Source organism: Streptomyces sindenensis (genome assembly GCF_014649035.1).
GTDB lineage: Bacteria > Actinomycetota > Actinomycetes > Streptomycetales > Streptomycetaceae > Streptomyces > Streptomyces sindenensis.
This window is the reverse complement of the sequence record NZ_BMSG01000002.1, coordinates 227,590-245,590: the sequence shown is the minus strand read 5'-3', so window position 1 is coordinate 245,590 and position 18,001 is coordinate 227,590. Positions and strand designations below refer to the sequence as shown.

Sequence of the window (18,001 nt, the reverse complement as noted above, 5' to 3'; positions counted from 1 at the left end):
AACAACGCCCCTCGGCATATCTATGGCCGGCTACCGATGGGCATCGGTACGCCGCCAGCGGAACATCGTCACCGCGACCGTCGCGTACAGCACCGCCACGACCACCACGACGGTGACCGATCTGCCGTCCGGTGGGAGCATCAGCGCCGCCACCCCCGCGGCGCTCACGAACGCGACGTTGAAGAGCACGTCGTAGAGCGAGAAGACCCGGCCGCGGAAGGAATCGTCGACCGAAGTCTGGACGACGGTGTCGGTCGCGATCTTCGATCCCTGTGTCACGACGCCGAGCACAAACGCGGCGATCAGCATCGGGACGGGAGCGAAGGAGAGGCCCAGGGCGGGCACCAGGACCGCTGCCGCCCCGGCGCAGCCCACGATCCAGCCGTACCGGCCGAGTCGGCCCACCGCCCAGGGGGTGAGAACGGCGGCGGTGAAGAATCCGGCACCGGACACCGCGACCGCCAAGCCGAGCAGGGCCAGGCCGTCGGACTCGGTCGCGGACCAGGCGTAGCGGCACAGCATGAGCACCATGACGGTGAGCGCGCCGTAGCAGAAACGGATCACGGTCATGGCGGCCAGAGCCTTGGCCGCATGGCTCCTCTGCGCCAGATGGCGCAGCCCGGCGACGAGCCCACGGGCGGTGACGGCGAGAGCTGCCCGCAGCCGCATCGGGCTCCCGTCGATGTCCGGACCCAGCAGCGTGCGGGAGAGGCTCAGCGAGGCCAGCGCGGAGAGCAGATAGAGCATCGCCCCCAGCAGGACGACCGCCGCGTCGGACTCGTCGGCGACCAGCCGCACGACGAAGGCGAGGCCGCCTCCCGCGGTGGCCGCCAGGGTGCCGGCGGTCGGGGAGAGGGAGTTGGCCACGACGAGGCGATCGGTGTCGACCACCCGGGGCAGGGCGGCGGAGAGACCCGCCAGCACGAAGCGGTTGACGGCGGTGACGCAGAGAGCCGAGGCGTAGAAGAGCCAGTCGGGCACCGAGGCGAGAATCAGCAGGGCCGTGGAGCAGGCCAGGGCGGCCCGCAGGAGGTTCCCGTAGAGGAAGACCTGACGCCGGGGCCAGCGGTCCAGCAGCACCCCTGCGAAGGGTCCGATCAGGGAGTAGGGCAGCAGGAGCACGGCCATGGCGGAGGCGATGGCGGCGGCCGACGTCTGCTTCTCCGGGGAGAAGACGACGTAAGAGGCGAGGGCGACCTGGTAGACGCCGTCGGCGGACTGGGACAGCAGCCGCACGGTGAGCAGGCGGCGGAAGTTCCGCAGGCGCAGCAGGGTGCGCAGATCACGCGCGACAGACATGGGAGCAAGCGTCACACACGTCGGGGGTCCGCGGGCGGATTGCCCGGGACCCCCGACGTGCGGCAGGAAGAGACTGAGCGTCTCCGCTCAGTGCTCCCGATGAAGCGGCCGACGCTTCGGTGAAGCAGTCAGTGCTTCGGTGGAACTGTCAGCCGAGAGGGCCGATTCAGCGCTCCGTCTCACCCTTGATGAACTTCTCGACGTTCTCGCGCGCCTCGTCGTCGAAGTACTGGACGGGCGGCGACTTCATGAAGTAGCTGCTCGCGGAGAGGATGGGGCCGCCGATACCGCGGTCCTTGGCGATCTTCGCCGCACGGACGGCGTCGATGATGACACCGGCCGAGTTCGGGGAGTCCCACACCTCGAGCTTGTACTCCAGGTTCAGCGGAACGTCGCCGAAGGCGCGGCCCTCGAGGCGCACGTACGCCCACTTGCGGTCGTCCAGCCAGGCCACGTAGTCCGAGGGGCCGATGTGGACGTTGCCGTCGCCGAGCTCGCGGTCACGGATCTGCGAGGTGACGGCCTGCGTCTTCGAGATCTTCTTGGACTCCAGGCGCTCACGCTCGAGCATGTTCTTGAAGTCCATGTTGCCGCCGACGTTCAGCTGCATGGTGCGGTCCAGGATGACACCGCGGTCCTCGAAGAGCTTCGCCATCACGCGGTGCGTGATGGTGGCGCCCACCTGGGACTTGATGTCGTCGCCGACGATCGGGACACCGGCCTCGGTGAACTTGTCCGCCCACTCCTTGGTGCCGGCGATGAAGACCGGGAGAGCGTTGACGAAGGCGACCTTGGCGTCGATGGCGCACTGCGCGTAGAACTTCGCGGCGACCTCGGAACCGACGGGCAGGTAGCAGACGAGAACGTCGACCTGCTTGTCCTTCAGGACCTGGACGACGTCGACCGGGGCGTCCGTGGACTCCTCGATCGTCTCGCGGTAGTACTTGCCGAGACCGTCGTGGGTGTGGCCGCGCTGGACGGTCACGCCCGTGTTCGGCACGTCCGCGATCTTGATGGTGTTGTTCTCGCTGGCGCCGATGGCGTCCGCGAGGTCGAGGCCGACCTTCTTCGCGTCGACGTCGAAGGCGGCGACGAACTCTACGTCGCTGACGTGGTAATCGCCGAACTGGACGTGCATCAGGCCGGGCACCTTGCCGGCCGGATCGGCGTCCTTGTAGTACTCGACGCCCTGCACCAGCGAGGCGGCGCAGTTGCCCACGCCTACGATGGCTACGCGAACCGAACCCATTCCGGTTGCTCCCTGTGTAATCGGTGTTTCCGATGAAGTCGCCGCGGAGTGCGATGACTTCACTTGGCGGTGTCGTCGGACGGATCCGGCGGGGTGTTGTCCCGGTGCCGGGGCAGGCCGCCCGTCTCTCCAGGTGTGTCCTGCTGAGCAGAGCCCTCGGGCGAGGATCGTCGCCGATCCCGTCCCGACCGCTCGCTCTCGATGAGCTCGTTCAGCCAGCGCACTTCGCGCTCCACGGACTCCATGCCGTGCCGCTGCAGCTCAAGTGTGTAGTCGTCGAGTCGTTCACGGGTGCGGGCGAGCGAGGCGCGCATCTTCTCCAGACGCTCCTCCAGCCGGCTGCGCCGGCCTTCGAGCACCCGCATCCGCACATCGCGTTCGGTCTGGCCGAAGAAGGCGAAGCGCGCCGCGAAGTGCTCGTCCTCCCAGGCGTCCGGACCGGTGTGCGACAGCAGCTCCTCGAAGTGCTCCTTACCTTCTGGCGTCAGCCGGTAGACGATCTTCGCCCGGCGTCCCGTCAGTGAGGAGGAGGAAGCGGACGCGCGTCCGGTGACCGGCGCGGTGTCCGCAGAGTCCCCGGCGGGCTCCTCGATCAACCAGCCGCTGGCAACCAGCGTCTTGAGGCAGGGGTAGAGGGTCCCGTAACTGAACGCACGGAAGATCCCCAGCGAGGTGTTGAGGCGTTTGCGCAGCTCGTAGCCGTGCATCGGCGATTCGCGGAGCAGGCCGAGCACGGCGAACTCGAGGATGCCGGAGCGTCGGCTCACCGGTGCCTCCTCCTTCTCCCGCTGCTTCGGTCGGCAGGGTCCACCGAAAGCACCGGTGCCCTTATGCCGTGCTGATGTATCGACTCGATACATCAGCACGATAGATCGGTCGGTCCTGTTCGACAAGGGTGACCTTCGTGAGCGGCGTCACATCAGCAATTCCCAGGGTTCGACTTGCGTTGTTTGGGGTGAAGTTCGGCCCTAGGCGGGTTTTGACCGTGCGTAGTCTGTGCGGCATGCAGACCACCGGGAACCGCGAGACGCTGGCGCGCGTCAGTCATCGCGGACTGCCGGATGTACTGCGGATGAGCCTTCCGCAGTGGCTTGTCCGTAATTCGGGGGGACCGGATCTCAACTGCCGCTTCCAGGCGCTCTCGCCTGCCCGAGGAGTAGTCGTTCCATGAGCGAGCACCGTCGCAAATCGCCGCAGCCACAGGGTGGCGGGCGTGCCGCGGCCAGACGAGCCGCCCAGCAGTCGACCGGACGCCGAGCAGCTCCGTCACGCAGAGCCACTTCCGTATCACCTTCCGAATCGCCGTCCGAGGCGTACGGCGAGGAGCGCCAGTACGGCAGCCGCGCCGAGGCCCGCCGCGCGGCGCAGCGCGGCGGCCGCCGACGCGGTGGCGACGGCCCCGGGGGCCGGGGGCGCGACCACGGTGGTCCCGGCAAGAAGCGGATGATCGACTACCCGCGCTACGGCAAGTACGGGTTCCGTCGCTGGGTGCCCTCGTGGAAGCTGGTCTCGGGGCTCTGTCTGGGGTTCCTCGGGGTGCTGATGGGCGTGGGGGGGATCTCGTACGCCTTGGTGGCCAAGCCGAACATCAACGAAACGGCCAAGGCCCAGAACAACGTCTACTACTGGGCCGACGGCAGCCAGATGGTCGCGACCGGTGGTGCGGTGAACCGCCAGATGCTCAAGTACGAGCAGATTCCGGAGGCGATGCGCAACGCCGTGATCTCTGCCGAGAACAAGAGTTTCGAGACGGACCGGGGCATCGACCCGATGGGTATCGGGCGCGCGGTGTGGAACATGGCCACGGGTGGTGAGACCCAGGGCGGGTCGACCATCACCCAGCAGTACGTCAAGAACTCCAGGCTGTCCCAGGACCAGACGTTCACCCGAAAGTTCAAGGAACTCTTCATCACGCTCAAGGTGGCCGGCGAGGAGAAGAAGGAAGACGTGATGGCCGGCTACCTCAACGTCTCCTACTACGGGCGGGGAGCCTCCGGTCTGCAGGCGGCCGCCCGCACCTACTACGAGAAGGACGCCACCGAGCTGGACCCGAGCGAGTGCGCCTTCCTGGCCACCCTGCTCAAGGGCGCGAGCTACTACGACCCCGCCGGTGCTCCCGACATCGACAAGAACAACGCGACTGCGGAGAAGAACACGAAGCGGGCCAAGGCTCGGTGGAAGTGGATCCTTGACGAGCAGGTCAAGGACGGCCGGATGACGGCGGCCGAGCGCGCCAAGTACACGAAGTTCCCGATGCCGCGACCGAAGGTGAAGGACGCCAAGCTGGGCGGCCAGACCGGCTACCTGGTGGAGCTCGCCAAGAACTACTTCCTCGCCAACAACGACAAGGGCATCACCGCCAAGGAGCTCGAACTGGGCGGCTTCGAAATCCACACCACCTTCCAGAGGAAGCGGGTGGAGCAGCTCGAAGCAGCGGTGACGAAGGTCTACAAGGCGAAGATCCGGCCCGAGGAGCGCCCGGACACGGACACGCACGTCGAGTTCGGCGGAGCGTCCGTGGACGCGAAGACCGGCGCCATCATCGCCACGTACGGCGGCCAGGACGCCACCACGCACTTCACGAACAACGCCGACGCCACCGGCGCCCAGGTCGGTTCGACGTGGAAGCCCTTCGTGCTGGCTGCGGCCATGCAGTACGGCGTGCGCGACCCCTCCGGTCCTGCGGACCAGCCCCAGTCCCAGCGCACCCAGATCTCGCCGAAGAGCATCTACAACGGCGACAACCGCCTGCGGATCAGGGACTACACGGGCAAGATCTGGCTGGACCCGGACGACAACGAATGGCGTCAGGTCAACGACGGCGACTACGACTACGGCGAGATCGACCTGCGGACGGCCATGGAGAAGTCCGCCAACTCCCCGTTCGTGCAGCTCGGCATGGATGTCGGTACGGACAAGGTCAAGGACGTCGCCGTCGCCGCCGGTCTCAAGGACGACAAGTTCATGGCGAACTCGACCGTGCCCTCGTTCTCCATCGGTACCTCGTCGCCCAGCGCCATCCGCATGGCCGGGGCCTACGCGACCTTCGCCACGAGTGGTCAGCAGAACGACACCTACTCGGTGACCGAGGTGAAGCAGGGGGGCGTGGTCGTCTTCCAGCACAAGAAGAAGCCCAAGCGTGCCTTCAGCCCGATGATCGCCGACAACGTCACGGACGTCCTGAAGAACGTCGTGGAGAACGGGACAGGCACTCCCGCCCGCCTGGAGGGGCGTGAGGCCGCGGGCAAGACCGGTACGACGGACGGCAACCGGTCCGCCTGGTTCGTCGGGTACACCCCGCAGATCTCGACCGCCATCAGCATGTTCCGGCTCGACGACGACGAGACGAACAAGGAGCGAGAGTTCGAGAAAATGTTCGGAACGGGGGGCGAGAAGAAGATCCACGGAGCCTCGTTCCCGGCCTCCATCTGGCACGACTACATGACCGGGGCGATGAAGGGCAAGAAGGTCATCTCTTTCCCCGAGCCGCAGGACCCGGGCGAGGTCGTGTGGGGCGGCGGCGCGGTCAGCCCCAGCCCGACCCCCAGCCCGACGCCCTCGGAGGAGCCCTCCGAGGAGCCGAGCCCGACTCCGACGCCGACCCAGACCACCCCGAGCCCGACCCCGACGCCGACCAGGACCTGCGGGATCTTCGACCCGAACTGCCAGGCGGCCGACGGTGGGGCGAACGCGGGCGCTGACGGCGGAGCCCATAACGGCGGCGCGGACGGTGGTGGCGACAGCACCGGAGCCGACGGTGGTGGCGACAACACAGGAACGACCGACGGCGGTGACAACGACGGCGGAGCCCAGGGAGCCAACGGCAACCCGGGTGGGACCGGCTCCATCTGGGGCAACTCCGGATAGCCGGACCGTCGGCCGCTTCCCTCATGGGCCGGCTCAGCACCGTGGCGAGGGCCGCCGTACCCACCGGTACGGCGGCCCTCGCCACGTTCCCGGACCCCGGCGGCCTCCTTTTGTGTCCCCCGGACGGTCCTTGCCCCGCACACAGCCCCGTACGGCAGGATGTGCGGCATGCCGAGCCCCAGCGCAGAAGACACGAGCGTGCACGAGGAACCGCCCGTCGTGCGGCCCACCGATCAGGACGAGGTCGCGGCGGCCGGCAGCGAGCTGTTCGGTGGCCGCGTGGGGCGCTGGGCGCGGCTGGGCGACGGTCCGCTCACGCCCGTGCGTGTCGTCGCGCTGGTCATGATCGGGATGTTCGCCCTCGGCATGGTGCAGAAGATCCCCTGCTACGAATGGGCCTGGTTCCGGGGCGCCACCTCGCAGTACACGCACGCCTGCTACTCCGACATTCCGCACCTCTTTCTGGGACGCGGCTTCGCCGACGGCCTCGTGCCGTACTTCGACCGGCTGAGCGGCGATATGCAGTACCTGGAGTACCCCGTGCTGACCGGGGTGTTCATGCAGGTGGCGGCCTGGCTGACGCTGACGCCCGACAGCGACCCCATCCAGCAGCGCGAGCAGATGTACTGGATGGTCAACGCGGGCATGCTGATGATCTGCGCGGTGGTCATCGCCGTCTGCACCGTCCGCACGCAGCGGCGGCGCCCCTGGGACGGTCTGCTGGTCGCGCTGGCGCCCGCGTTCGTCCTCACCGCGACCATCAACTGGGACCTGCTGGCCGTCGCCCTGACGGCCGCGGCGATGCTCATGTGGTCCCGGGGCCGGGTGCTCGCCTTCGGGATCCTCATCGGCCTGGCCACGGCCGCCAAGCTCTATCCCGTCCTGCTGCTCGGCCCGCTCCTGGTGCTCTGCTGGCGGGCGGGCCGGTGGCGCGAGTTCGGGACGGCGCTGCTGGGCGCGGGCGCGGCCTGGCTGGCGGTGAACCTGCCAGTGATGATCTTCGCCCCCGAGGGGTGGCGGAAGTTCTACACCTTCAGTCAGGAGAGGCCGATCGACTTCGGCTCGTTCTGGCTGATCATCACGCAGCGCACCGGCAAGCCCATCGACGTGGAGACGGTCAACACCGCCTCGGTCGTCCTCATGGTCGTCTTCTGCGCGGGCATCGCCGGGCTGGCGCTCTCCGCGGCCCGCAGGCCGCGCTTCGCCCAGCTGGCGTTCCTGGTGGTGGCCGCGTTCATCCTGACGAACAAGGTCTACTCACCGCAGTACGTGCTGTGGTTGATTCCGCTGGCCGTCCTGGCCCGGCCGCGCTGGCGCGACTTCCTCATCTGGCAGACCTGCGAGGTCTTGTACTTCCTCGGGATCTGGTTCTACCTCGCCTACACCAGCGGCGGGGACACGCACCAGGGGCTGCCGCAGGAGGGCTATCAGGTCGCGATCGCCCTGCACCTGCTGGGCACGCTGTACCTGTGCGCGCTGGTCGTCCGGGACATCCTGCTGCCGGAGAAGGACCCGGTGCGCGCGGACGGGTCGGACGACCCGTCGGGCGGTGTGCTCGACGGGGCTCCGGACGCGTTCGTGCTCGCACCCGAGGCCCGTCCGTCCGGGCACGCGGCTCGGACGGACGGGCCTCAGGTGGAGTGGGGTGCGACGCCCACCCGGAACGGCTGAGCCGGGGGGCTTCTCGGAACGGCCGGCTCAGCGGCTCAGCGGTCGACGAGCCGGTCGTACTGGGTGGTCGTGTGGCGCAGATGGGCGACCAGCTCGTCGCCGACCCGCGGCTCCTGGGCGTCCGAGGGGACGAACAGGATCGACACCTGCATGTGCGGCGGCTCGGCGAACCACCGCTGCTTGCCCGCCCAGACGAACGGCGACAGGTTGCGGTTGACCGTGGCCAGGCCCGCGCGGGCGACGCCCTTGGCCCTCGGCATCACGCCGTGCAGCGCCTTGGGCGCCTCCAGGCCGACCCCGTGGGACGTGCCTCCGGCCACGACGACCAGCCAGCCGTCGGACGCGGCCTTCTGCTGGCGGTAGCCGAACCGGTCGCCCTTGACGACCGGCGTGACGTCCAGGACGGCCCCCCGGTACTCGGTGGCCTCGTGGTCGCCGAGCCAGAGCCGGGTGCCGATCCGGGCGCGGAAGCGGGTCTGCGGGAACTGCTGCTGGAGCCGGGCCAGCTCCTCGGCGCGCAGGTGGCTGACGAACATGGTGTGCAGCGGCAGCCGGGCCGCGCGCAGCCGGTCCATCCAGCCGATGACCTCCTCGACGGCGTCGGAGCCGTCGGTGCGGTCCAGCGGCAGGTGCAGCGCGAAGCCTTCGAGCCGTACGTCCTCGATCGCCGCGTGCAGCTGCCCCAGCTCCTCCTCCTTGACGCCGTGGCGCTTCATCGAGCTCATGCACTCGATGACGACCCGGGCGCCCACCAGGGCGTGCACCCCGTCGACGGAGGAGACGGACCGGATGACGCGGTCCGGCAGCGGTACGGGCTCCTCGCCCCGCCGGAACGGGGTCAGGACGAGCAGGTCCCCGCTGAACCAGTCCTTGATCCGGGCCGCTTCGTAGGTCGTCCCGACGGCGAGGGTGTCGGACCCGAAGCGGATCGTCTCGTCGGCGAGGCGCTCATGGCCGAAGCCGTAGCCGTTGCCCTTGCAGACGGGTACGAGACCGGGGAACTGGTCGATCACGGACTTCTGGTGCGCCCGCCAGCGCGCGGTGTCGACGTAGAGGGAGAGCGCCATGGCCGGCCCGGAACCTTTCTGGTGGCTGCGGTGAATCAGGGAACGAACGGGTGGTGCCGTGAGGGGTATTGAAGTCGGTCAGCGGCGCGACATATAGATGTCGAGCGCCTTGTGAAGCAGCTTGTTGAGCGGGAAGTCCCACTCGCCGACGTACTCGACGGCCTCGCCGCCGGTGCCGACCTTGAACTGGATCAGGCCGAAGAGGTGGTCGGTCTCGTCCAGCGAGTCGCTGATGCCGCGCAGGTCGTAGACGGTCGCGCCCATCGCGTAGCTGTCGCGCAGCATGCGCCACTGCATCGCGTTCGACGGCCGGACCTCGCGCCCGATGTTGTCGGAGGCGCCGTAGGAGTACCAGACGTGTCCGCCGACGACGAGCATCGTGGCCGCGGAGAGGTTCACGCCGTTGTGCCGGGCGAAGTAGAGCCGCATCCGGTTGGGGTCCTCGGAGTTGAGGACGGTCCACATGCGCTGGAAGTACGAGAGCGGGCGCGGCCGGAAGTGGTCGCGCACGGCGGTGATCTCGTACAGCCGCTGCCACTCGGCCAGGTCCTCGTAGCCGCCCTGGACGACCTCGACGCCGGCCTTGTCGGCCTTCTTGATGTTGCGGCGCCACAGCTGGTTGAAGCCCTTGAGGACGTCTTCCAGGGAGCGGTTGGCCAGTGGCACCTGGAAGACGTAGCGGGGCTGTACGTCACCGAATCCGGCGCCGCCGTCCTCGCCCTGCTGCCAGCCCATCTTCCGCAGCCGGTCCGCGACCTCGAAGGCGCGCGGTTCGATGTGCGTGGCCTCGACGTCGCGCAGGCGCTTCACGTCCGGGTCCTGGATGCCGGACTTGATGGCCGCAGAGTCCCAGCGGCGGATGACCACCGGCGGGCCCATCTTCACGGAGAAGGCGCCCTGCTGCTTGAGGTGGGCGAGCATCGGCTGGAGCCAGTCGTCCAGGTTCGGCGCGTACCAGTTGATGACCGGGCCCTCGGGGAGGTACGCCAGGTAGCGCTTGATCTTGGGCAGCTGGCGGTACAGGACGAGGCCCGCGCCGACGATCTGGCCGTCCCGGTCGAACCAGCCCAGGTTCTCCGAGCGCCATTCGGTCTTCACATCAGCCCACGCCGGGACCTGGCAGTGACTGGCCGAGGGCAGGCTCTGGATGTACGCCAGATGCTGCTCTCGGCTGATGGTCCTCAGGGTCAGGCTCATGCGGGGCGCTCCTCGGCAGGTGTGTCCCCATCGGTCAGGGGCTCCGGCTCTCGCGCCGAAGCCTACTGTGGCCGAGGGGCGCCCGGCCTGGCCCCCGGGGGACCGGACGCGACGCCGGCCGGTGCGAGTGCCCGGGCACCCGCACCGGCCCGCGTTCCGGCCGGTGCTCCGGTCAGGTGATCACGCCGCCGAAGAGACCGCCGTGGGCCATGCCGAGGAAGAAGCCGACGGCGGACGCGCCGAGCCCGATGATCAGGCCGAACCGCTCGCCGGTGGTCCTGGAGACGTACATCCCGTATCCACCGGTCAGGATGCCGACCAGCCCGGCCCACGAGCTGATCAGGTGGAGGTGGTGGAACATCGCCGTCACGAAGGCGAGGGCGCCCAGGACCAGGGTCACGGCGAGCAGGGTGTCCTGGAGCGGGTGCGGCTTGCCGTCCGTCGCGAAAAGCGAACCGGTTGCGGGGCGGATGGTCTGTGCCATGGAGTACCTCCTGGCCGGACAGGTGGGGCGGGTGGATCCAGCGCCTCAGCCGCTGCGGCGGGTGTAGCGCCTCTCACACCGCATCTGTCTCGATTGTGCCCTCTGAGCTCCCGATTTCAACCGGAAGCCGGTCTGCGGGTACTCTGTACGGTCTGCACCGGTGTCTGCCCAGGCCACCACGGCGAGCCTCTCCCCGAACCTCCTCCACGGGATCGTTCGGGAGCGGATTCTCCATGCCGGGTGTGCTCCTCGGAGACGCCGTTGCATCACGCATCACGACCCTCCTGCCACGGAACGACCGTGGCCGCTGAGTCCAAAGGAGGTGGGTTCCACATGCGTCACTACGAGGTGATGGTCATCCTCGACCCCGATCTCGAGGAGCGAGCAGTCTCCCCGCTGATCGAGAACTTCCTTTCCGTCGTCCGTGAGGGCAACGGAAAGGTGGAGAAGGTCGACACCTGGGGCCGTCGTCGGCTCGCCTACGAGATCAAGAAGAAGCCCGAGGGCATCTACTCGGTCATCGACCTGCAGGCCGAGCCTGCGGTCGTCAAGGAGCTCGACCGCCAGATGAACCTGAACGAGTCGGTCCTCCGGACCAAGGTCCTCCGTCCCGAAGTCCACTGAGCATCTAGCTCAGCGGTTTTCGGGTCCGAGTAGCAGCAAGCAGCCAGAAGCAATCCCCGCCGAGAGGTTCACCCATGGCAGGCGAGACCGTCATCACGGTCGTCGGCAATCTCGTCGACGACCCCGAGCTGCGCTTCACCCCGTCCGGTGCGGCGGTCGCGAAGTTCCGTGTCGCGTCCACTCCCCGCATCTTCGACCGGCAGACCAATGAGTGGAAGGACGGCGAAGGCCTGTTCCTCACCTGCTCGGTCTGGCGTCAGGCGGCGGAGAACGTCGCGGAATCGCTCCAGCGAGGCATGCGCGTCGTCGTGCAGGGCCGGCTGAAGCAGCGGTCCTACGAGGACCGTGAGGGCGTCAAGCGCACGGTCTACGAGCTGGACGTCGAGGAAGTCGGCCCCAGCCTCAAGAACGCCACGGCCAAGGTCACCAAGACCACCGGTCGCGGTGGTCAGGGCGGCCAGGGTGGATACGGCGGCGGCCAGCAGGGCGGCGGCAACTGGGGCGGCGGTCCCGGTGGCGGTGGCCAGCAGGGCGGCGGCGGTGCATCCGCCGACGACCCGTGGGCGACCGGCTCGCCGGCCGGCGGCCAGGGCGGGGGACAGCAGGGCGGCGGAGGCGGCTGGGGCGGAAGCTCCGGCGGTTCCGGCGGCTCCTCCGGCGGCGGCTACTCGGACGAGCCGCCCTTCTAGGGCAGCTCGTACCCCCACTTCTTGATCACACAGGAGAAACACCATGGCGAAGCCGCCTGTGCGCAAGCCTAAGAAGAAGGTCTGCGCGTTCTGCAAGGACAAGACCCAGTACGTGGACTACAAGGACACGAACATGCTGCGGAAGTTCATTTCCGACCGCGGCAAGATCCGTGCCCGCCGCGTCACCGGCAACTGCACGCAGCACCAGCGTGACGTCGCCACGGCAGTCAAGAACAGCCGTGAGATGGCGCTGCTGCCCTACACGTCCACCGCGCGATAAGGGAAGGGTGACAACAGCATGAAGATCATCCTCACCCACGAGGTCTCCGGCCTCGGTGCCGCCGGCGACGTCGTCGACGTCAAGGACGGGTACGCCCGCAACTACCTGGTTCCGCGTGGCTTCGCCATTCGCTGGACCAAGGGCGGCGAGAAGGACGTGGCGCAGATCCGCCGCGCCCGCAAGATCCACGAGATCGCGACGATCGAGCAGGCCAACGAGATCAAGGCCAAGCTCGAGGGCGTGAAGGTCCGTCTGGCCGTTCGCTCCGGCGACGCCGGCCGTCTCTTCGGCTCCGTGACCCCGGCCGACATCGCCTCGGCGATCAAGGCTGCCGGTGGTCCCGACGTCGACAAGCGTCGCGTCGAGCTCGGCTCGCCGATCAAGACGCTCGGCGGACACCAGGTGTCCGTCCGTCTGCACCCCGAGGTCGCAGCGAAGCTCGGCGTCGAGGTCGTTGCTGCCTAAGGGCAGAGCTCAGCAGAGCCACTGAAGGGCCGCACCCAGTGGGTGCGGCCCTTCGCTGTGTCTGGATGCATCGTGTTCGGAGGCGTTGCGACCGGACGCCACGTGTTTCACGTGAAACACGTGGCGGTTCAGCGAGGGGCTGTTTCACGTGAAACAGCCCCCGGGGAAGACGTCGGAACAGTCGGCGGATCGAGTTGATCAGCGCGTGGCTCCGGTCACGATCCACCGGCCCGACCGGGTGCGCACCCAGAGCGTGATCAGACGGACGGCCATCATCAGGGTCATCGCCCACCAGAGCGCGGTGAGCCCGCCGTCGAGTGAGGGCACCAGGAGTGCGACGGGGGCGAAGACGGCGAGCGTCACCAGCATCGCCCAGGCGAGATAGCGTCCGTCACCGGCTCCCATCAGAACGCCGTCCAGGACGAAGACCACGCCCGCGATCGGCTGGGAGACCGCCACGACCAGGAGCGCGGGGAGCAGGGTGTCCTTCACCGAGGGGTCGCTCGTGAAGAGCGGGATGAACAGGGGCCGCGCGAGCACGATAAGGACGCCGAGCACAATGCCGCAGCCGATACCCCACTCGACCATGCGGCGACAGGCTTCGCGCGCGCCCTTCTCGTCGTCCGCCCCGAGGTACCGGCCGATGATCGCCTGGCCCGCGATGGCGATGGCGTCGAGGGCGAAGGCGGTCAGGCTCCAGAGGGAGAGGATGATCTGGTGCGCGGCGATGTCGACATCGCCGAGCCGGGCGGCGACGGCGGTGGCGATCATCAGCACGGCTCGCAGGGACAGGGTCCGGATCAGCAGGGGTACGCCGGCCCGTGCGCTGGCCCGGATCCCGGCCGCGTCGGGGCGCAGGGACGCACCGTGCTTCCGGGCGCCGCGGATCACCACGACGAGGTAGGCGGCGGCCATACCCGCCTGGGCGATCACCGTTCCCCAGGCGGACCCGGCGATGCCGAGCCCGGCGCCGTGGACGAGGGTCACGCTGAGGACGGCGTTCGCCGTGAAACCGGCGATGGCGACGTACAGCGGGGTGCGGGTGTCCTGGAGGCCACGCAGTACGCCGGTGGCGGCGAGCACGACGAGCATGGCCGGGATGCCGAGGATGGAGATTCTCAGATAGGTGATGGCGTAAGGAGTCGCGGTGTCGGAGGCGCCGAAGATGTCGACGAGCCAGGGGGCCGTCGGCATCGCAAGGGCGACGACTGCGGCTCCGAGCAGCAGGGCGAGCCAGATACCGTCCATGCCCTGACGGATGGCGGCGGGCAGATCGCCCGCCCCCACTCGGCGGGCGACGGCCGCCGTGGTCGCGTAGGCGAGGAAGACGAAGACGCTCACGGCCGTCATCAGGAGGGCCGCGGCGATGCCGAGGCCGGCCAGCTGCGGGGTGCCGAGGTGGCCGACGACGGCGCTGTCGACCATGACGAACAGGGGCTCGGCGACGAGTGCGCCGAACGCCGGGACGGCGAGGGCGATGATCTCGCGGTCGTGTCGTCGGCGGCCGTTCTTCGGGGTCGCGGGGGCCTGGGTCATGGGGGCCAATCTAATCTTCCACAGGTAAGAGATGCAACTGGCCAGTGGTCCTTACTGATGCTTGGCTGGGGGTAGCCGCCTCGCACCGTTTGCGGTGATCTTGAAATGAGGGCGAAAGTTTTTCTCCCCCACAGTCAGTGGACGGAGAACGTGCAGGTCAGAGTGGCTGTGGTGGTGACGCTATGAGTTTGTCCACAGTGCTGTCCCCCGATCCGTGCACAGGTTCGGCAGGGTTCTCCACAGCATCTGGTCCGTCGTCCACATGCCCTGTGGATAACCAGATTGGCTGACGGTGCGGAGGGGCCTACCGTGGTGCGGCGCCCGCACTCCGTTCCGGCACCGGATTCCTCCGAACCAGACGCGCCGGAAGTGGAGTCGGGCGACCTGTTTGTCGGTGCCGTGCCGTAAGAAAGAGTGGCACGGCTAGGTCCGCGACGCGGACGGGAGGAGGCGGCCCGGTGAGCATTCCCGAGCCTTTGGACGACCCCTGGACCGAGACCGGTCCCGGGGACCGTCTGCCTGTCTCCCGCCAGCGTCGCGGGGACCGCAAGGGGCGCGAGGACCGCCACGACCGCGGCTCGGACGAGGCCTGGGACAGTGGCGCCCCCAGCTTCGAGCGGGTCCCGCCCCAGGATGTCGACGCCGAGCAGTCGGTCCTCGGCGGCATGCTGCTGTCCAAGGACGCGATCGCCGAGGTCGTCGAGGTCATCAAGGGCCACGACTTCTACCGCCCCGCCCACGAGACCGTCTTCACGGCGATCCTCGACCTCTACGCCAAGGGCGAGCCGGCCGACCCGATCACGGTCGCCGCCGAACTGGTGAAGCGCGGAGAGATCACCAAGGTCGGCGGAGCGCCGTATCTGCACACCCTCGTGCAGTCCGTGCCCACCGCGGCCAACGCCTCGTACTACGCGGAGATCGTCCACGAACGGGCGGTGCTGCGGCGGCTGGTCGAGGCGGGCACGAAGATCACGCAGATGGGATACGCGGCGGACGGGGACGTCGACGAGATCGTCAACTCCGCCCAGGCTGAGATCTACGCGGTCACCGAGCAGCGCACCAGCGAGGACTACCTCCCCCTCGGCGACATCATGGAGGGCGCGCTCGACGAGATCGAGGCCATCGGCTCGCGCAGCGGCGAGATGACCGGTGTGCCGACGGGCTTCACGGACCTCGACGCCCTGACGAACGGCATGCATCCCGGCCAGATGATCGTCATCGCGGCCCGCCCCGCGATGGGCAAGTCCACGCTCGCGCTGGACTTCGCGCGCGCCGCGTCGATCAAGAACAACCTGCCCAGCGTCATCTTCTCCCTCGAAATGGGGCGCAACGAGATCGCGATGCGTCTGCTGTCGGCCGAGGCGCGGGTGGCACTGCACCACATGCGGTCCGGCACGATGACGGACGAGGACTGGACGCGGCTCGCGCGCCGGATGCCCGAGGTCTCGGCCGCCCCGCTCTACATCGACGACTCCCCCAACCTGTCGATGATGGAGATCCGCGCGAAGTGCCGACGGCTCAAGCAGCGCAACGACATCAAGCTCGTGATCATCGACTATCTGCAGCTGATGCAGGCCGGTGGGTCGAAGCGGTCCGAGAGCCGTCAGCAGGAGGTCTCGGACATGTCCCGAAACCTGAAGCTGCTGGCCAAGGAGCTGGAGGTCCCGGTGATCGCGCTCTCGCAGCTGAACCGTGGCCCCGAGCAGCGTACGGACAAGAAGCCGATGGTCTCCGACCTGCGTGAATCCGGCTCCATCGAGCAGGACGCCGACATGGTCATCCTGCTCCACCGCGAGGACGCGTACGAGAAGGAGTCACCGCGCGCGGGCGAGGCCGACATCATCGTCGGCAAGCACCGTAACGGCCCGACGGCCACCATCACCGTGGCGTTCCAGGGCCACTACTCCCGCTTCGTCGACATGGCACAGACCTGACGCTGAAGACGCGGAGGCCGTGACGGTCGCGGGTGCGGAGCCGGCGGACGGCATCGGGCTCGACCGGGTGACGAGGTCGCAGGGGGCGCGGCGACTGGGCGTGAAGGGCGCGAGCCTCTACACACACGTCTGCGGCCTGGAGGATCTGCGTGGCCGGGTCGCCCTGCTGGCAGCGGACGACCACCACTTGCTGTGACCATGCCGGGGCTTCCCGGAAAATGGGTTCGTCAGGGAGCGGCCGGTCGGATAAGGGTTGGACCATGACTTCTCTCGGCGAAGACCTGCTTCCCAGTACCCGGCGCGCTCTGCTGCACCGCATCGCCGTCGCCCAGCGCGACGGGCGTGCGCCGTCCCTCGTGGCTGCGGTGGGGCGGCAGGGGCGGAAGGTGTGGAGCGGGGCGCGTACGTGTGTCGACGGGCATGCTCCCGACGCCGATACGCAGTACCGGATCGGCTCGATCACCAAGACGTTCACGGCCGTTCTGGTGCTGCGGCTGCGGGACGAGGGGCTCATCGACCTGGACGACCCCCTGGAGAAGCACCTTCCCGGTACGGGCGTGGGCGGGGCGACCGTCCGTCAGCTGCTCTGCCACAGTGCGGGGCTCGGAGCTGAGACGCCGGCGCCCTGGTGGGAGCGGACGCCCGGCAGCCTGCGGCCGGAGATCGCCGATGTGCTGGGCGACCGTCCGCAGATGCATCCGGCCGGGCACCGCCATCACTACTCCAACCCCGGTTACACGCTGCTCGGTTCGCTGGTGGAAGCGGTTCGCGGCGTCTCCTGGGATGAGGCGTTGCGCCGCGAGATCCTGGAACCGCTGGGCATGCACCGTACGACGAACACCCCCGTGGCACCGCACGCGGGCGGATGGGCTGTCCACCCCTGGGCGGACGTCATGCTGAGCGAGCCCGCCGAGGATCTCGGGATCATGGCGCCCGCCGGTCAGCTCTGGTCCACCGCGGAGGACTTGCTGCGGTTCGCCGCCTTCTTGACCGAGGGCGACGACCGGGTCCTGGTGGCTTCCTCGGTGCGGGAGATGCGGACGCCCGCCGTTCCGGTCGAGGAAGGCGGGAGCGGTTACGGCCTGGGGCTCCAACTCGTCGGCGGAGAGGGGCGCGTGCTTTTCGGGCACTCGGGATCGCTGCCCGGATTCGTCGCCGGCCTCTGGGTGTGCGAGGAGGAGGGCGTGGCGGCGGTCGCCCTCGCCAATGTCACCTCCGGGCTGCCCGCCGCGACGGTGGCCGCGGAGCTCCTGGGCATCGTCGTCGAGGCCGAGCCACGGATCCCGGAGCCCTGGCGTCCGCTGCCCGAGGTGGACGACGAACTGCTCGCGCTGACCGGCGTCTGGCACTGGGGCACCAGCACGTTCACGCTGAGCCTCACGGGGGACCGGGGCCTCCAGCTCACACCGCTCGGCGGCAAGGGGCGCGGTGCGGCCTTCACCTACCGGTCGGACGGCACCTGGACGGGCCAGAACGACTACTACGCGGGGGAGACCCTGCGTGTCGTGCGCAAGGACGACGGCTCGGTGGACCACCTCGACCTCGGCTCGTTCGTCTTCACACGTGAGCCGTACGAGGCGGGGGCAGCCGTGCCCGGCGGTGTGGACGCGGAAGGCTGGCGGGGGCTCGGCGGCTGAGT

Annotated in this window: 15 protein-coding genes and 1 pseudogene; 9 read left to right on the top strand and 7 right to left on the bottom strand. The window is 68.6% G+C overall.

The window, feature by feature from the left end; all coding sequences use genetic code 11:
• Positions 1-30: 30 nt before the first annotated feature.
• The 3 genes from IE145_RS04375 to IE145_RS04365 all read right to left on the bottom strand — a co-directional run bounded on the left by IE145_RS04375 (position 31) and on the right by IE145_RS04365 (position 3,315).
• Positions 31-1,299: an MFS transporter gene (locus IE145_RS04375; RefSeq protein ID WP_189518955.1), complete on the bottom strand. Its 1,269-nt coding sequence runs from the start codon at positions 1,297-1,299 to the stop codon at positions 31-33.
• Positions 1,300-1,465: 166 nt separating this feature from the next.
• Positions 1,466-2,548, bottom strand: a complete 1,083-nt coding sequence (locus IE145_RS04370; RefSeq protein WP_065482086.1) for an inositol-3-phosphate synthase — start codon at positions 2,546-2,548, stop codon at positions 1,466-1,468.
• Between the two features lie 59 nt (positions 2,549-2,607).
• Positions 2,608-3,315, bottom strand: coding sequence for a PadR family transcriptional regulator (locus IE145_RS04365; protein WP_189518953.1), 708 nt, complete (start codon positions 3,313-3,315; stop codon positions 2,608-2,610).
• A gap of 400 nt (positions 3,316-3,715) precedes the next feature.
• Here IE145_RS04365 and IE145_RS04360 point away from each other — a divergent pair, with 400 nt between their 5' ends.
• Positions 3,716-6,415: a transglycosylase domain-containing protein gene (locus tag IE145_RS04360; protein WP_229825322.1), complete on the top strand. Its 2,700-nt coding sequence runs from the start codon at positions 3,716-3,718 to the stop codon at positions 6,413-6,415.
• Between the two features lie 159 nt (positions 6,416-6,574).
• The gene (locus IE145_RS04355; protein ID WP_189518951.1) at positions 6,575-8,086 is read left to right on the top strand and encodes a glycosyltransferase family 87 protein; all 1,512 of its coding nucleotides are present in this window, start codon (positions 6,575-6,577) and stop codon (positions 8,084-8,086) included.
• Between the two features lie 35 nt (positions 8,087-8,121).
• On the opposite strand, the gene IE145_RS04350 is transcribed toward IE145_RS04355, so the two are convergent.
• The 3 genes from IE145_RS04350 to IE145_RS04340 all read right to left on the bottom strand — a co-directional run bounded on the left by IE145_RS04350 (position 8,122) and on the right by IE145_RS04340 (position 10,834).
• Positions 8,122-9,153, bottom strand: coding sequence for an alanine racemase (locus IE145_RS04350; RefSeq protein ID WP_003967862.1), 1,032 nt, complete (start codon positions 9,151-9,153; stop codon positions 8,122-8,124).
• Between the two features lie 78 nt (positions 9,154-9,231).
• On the bottom strand, positions 9,232-10,350 hold the full coding sequence (locus tag IE145_RS04345) for a lipid II:glycine glycyltransferase FemX (protein ID WP_006126009.1): 1,119 nt from the start codon (positions 10,348-10,350) through the stop codon (positions 9,232-9,234).
• Positions 10,351-10,522: 172 nt separating this feature from the next.
• Positions 10,523-10,834 carry a hypothetical protein gene (locus tag IE145_RS04340; protein WP_006126010.1) on the bottom strand — a complete coding sequence of 104 codons (312 nt, stop codon included), beginning with the start codon at positions 10,832-10,834 and terminating at the stop codon, positions 10,523-10,525.
• A gap of 333 nt (positions 10,835-11,167) precedes the next feature.
• Here IE145_RS04340 and rpsF point away from each other — a divergent pair, with 333 nt between their 5' ends.
• From rpsF to rplI, 4 genes are all read left to right on the top strand, one after another.
• Positions 11,168-11,458 carry a 30S ribosomal protein S6 gene (gene rpsF / locus IE145_RS04335; protein WP_006126011.1) on the top strand — a complete coding sequence of 97 codons (291 nt, stop codon included), beginning with the start codon at positions 11,168-11,170 and terminating at the stop codon, positions 11,456-11,458.
• Positions 11,459-11,532: 74 nt separating this feature from the next.
• The gene (locus tag IE145_RS04330) at positions 11,533-12,147 is read left to right on the top strand and encodes a single-stranded DNA-binding protein (RefSeq protein ID WP_032764602.1); all 615 of its coding nucleotides are present in this window, start codon (positions 11,533-11,535) and stop codon (positions 12,145-12,147) included.
• Between the two features lie 43 nt (positions 12,148-12,190).
• The gene (rpsR, locus tag IE145_RS04325) at positions 12,191-12,427 is read left to right on the top strand and encodes a 30S ribosomal protein S18 (protein ID WP_003967857.1); all 237 of its coding nucleotides are present in this window, start codon (positions 12,191-12,193) and stop codon (positions 12,425-12,427) included.
• A gap of 18 nt (positions 12,428-12,445) precedes the next feature.
• On the top strand, positions 12,446-12,892 hold the full coding sequence (gene rplI, locus IE145_RS04320) for a 50S ribosomal protein L9 (protein ID WP_030576021.1): 447 nt from the start codon (positions 12,446-12,448) through the stop codon (positions 12,890-12,892).
• A 198-nt stretch (positions 12,893-13,090) separates the two neighbouring features.
• On the opposite strand, the gene IE145_RS04315 is transcribed toward rplI, so the two are convergent.
• The gene (locus IE145_RS04315) at positions 13,091-14,428 is read right to left on the bottom strand and encodes an MATE family efflux transporter (protein WP_189518948.1); all 1,338 of its coding nucleotides are present in this window, start codon (positions 14,426-14,428) and stop codon (positions 13,091-13,093) included.
• 458 nt (positions 14,429-14,886) lie between these two features.
• Between IE145_RS04315 and dnaB the strand changes: the two genes are divergently transcribed.
• From dnaB to IE145_RS04300, 3 genes and pseudogenes are all read left to right on the top strand, one after another.
• Complete coding sequence (gene dnaB / locus IE145_RS04310; RefSeq protein ID WP_006126016.1) at positions 14,887-16,362, top strand: replicative DNA helicase; 1,476 nt, start codon at positions 14,887-14,889, stop codon at positions 16,360-16,362.
• Between the two features lie 19 nt (positions 16,363-16,381).
• Positions 16,382-16,543: pseudogene (locus IE145_RS04305) on the top strand (TetR/AcrR family transcriptional regulator); the annotation flags it as partial.
• Between the two features lie 79 nt (positions 16,544-16,622).
• On the top strand, positions 16,623-17,999 hold the full coding sequence (locus tag IE145_RS04300) for a serine hydrolase domain-containing protein (protein ID WP_189518945.1): 1,377 nt from the start codon (positions 16,623-16,625) through the stop codon (positions 17,997-17,999).
• Positions 18,000-18,001: the final 2 nt, after the last annotated feature.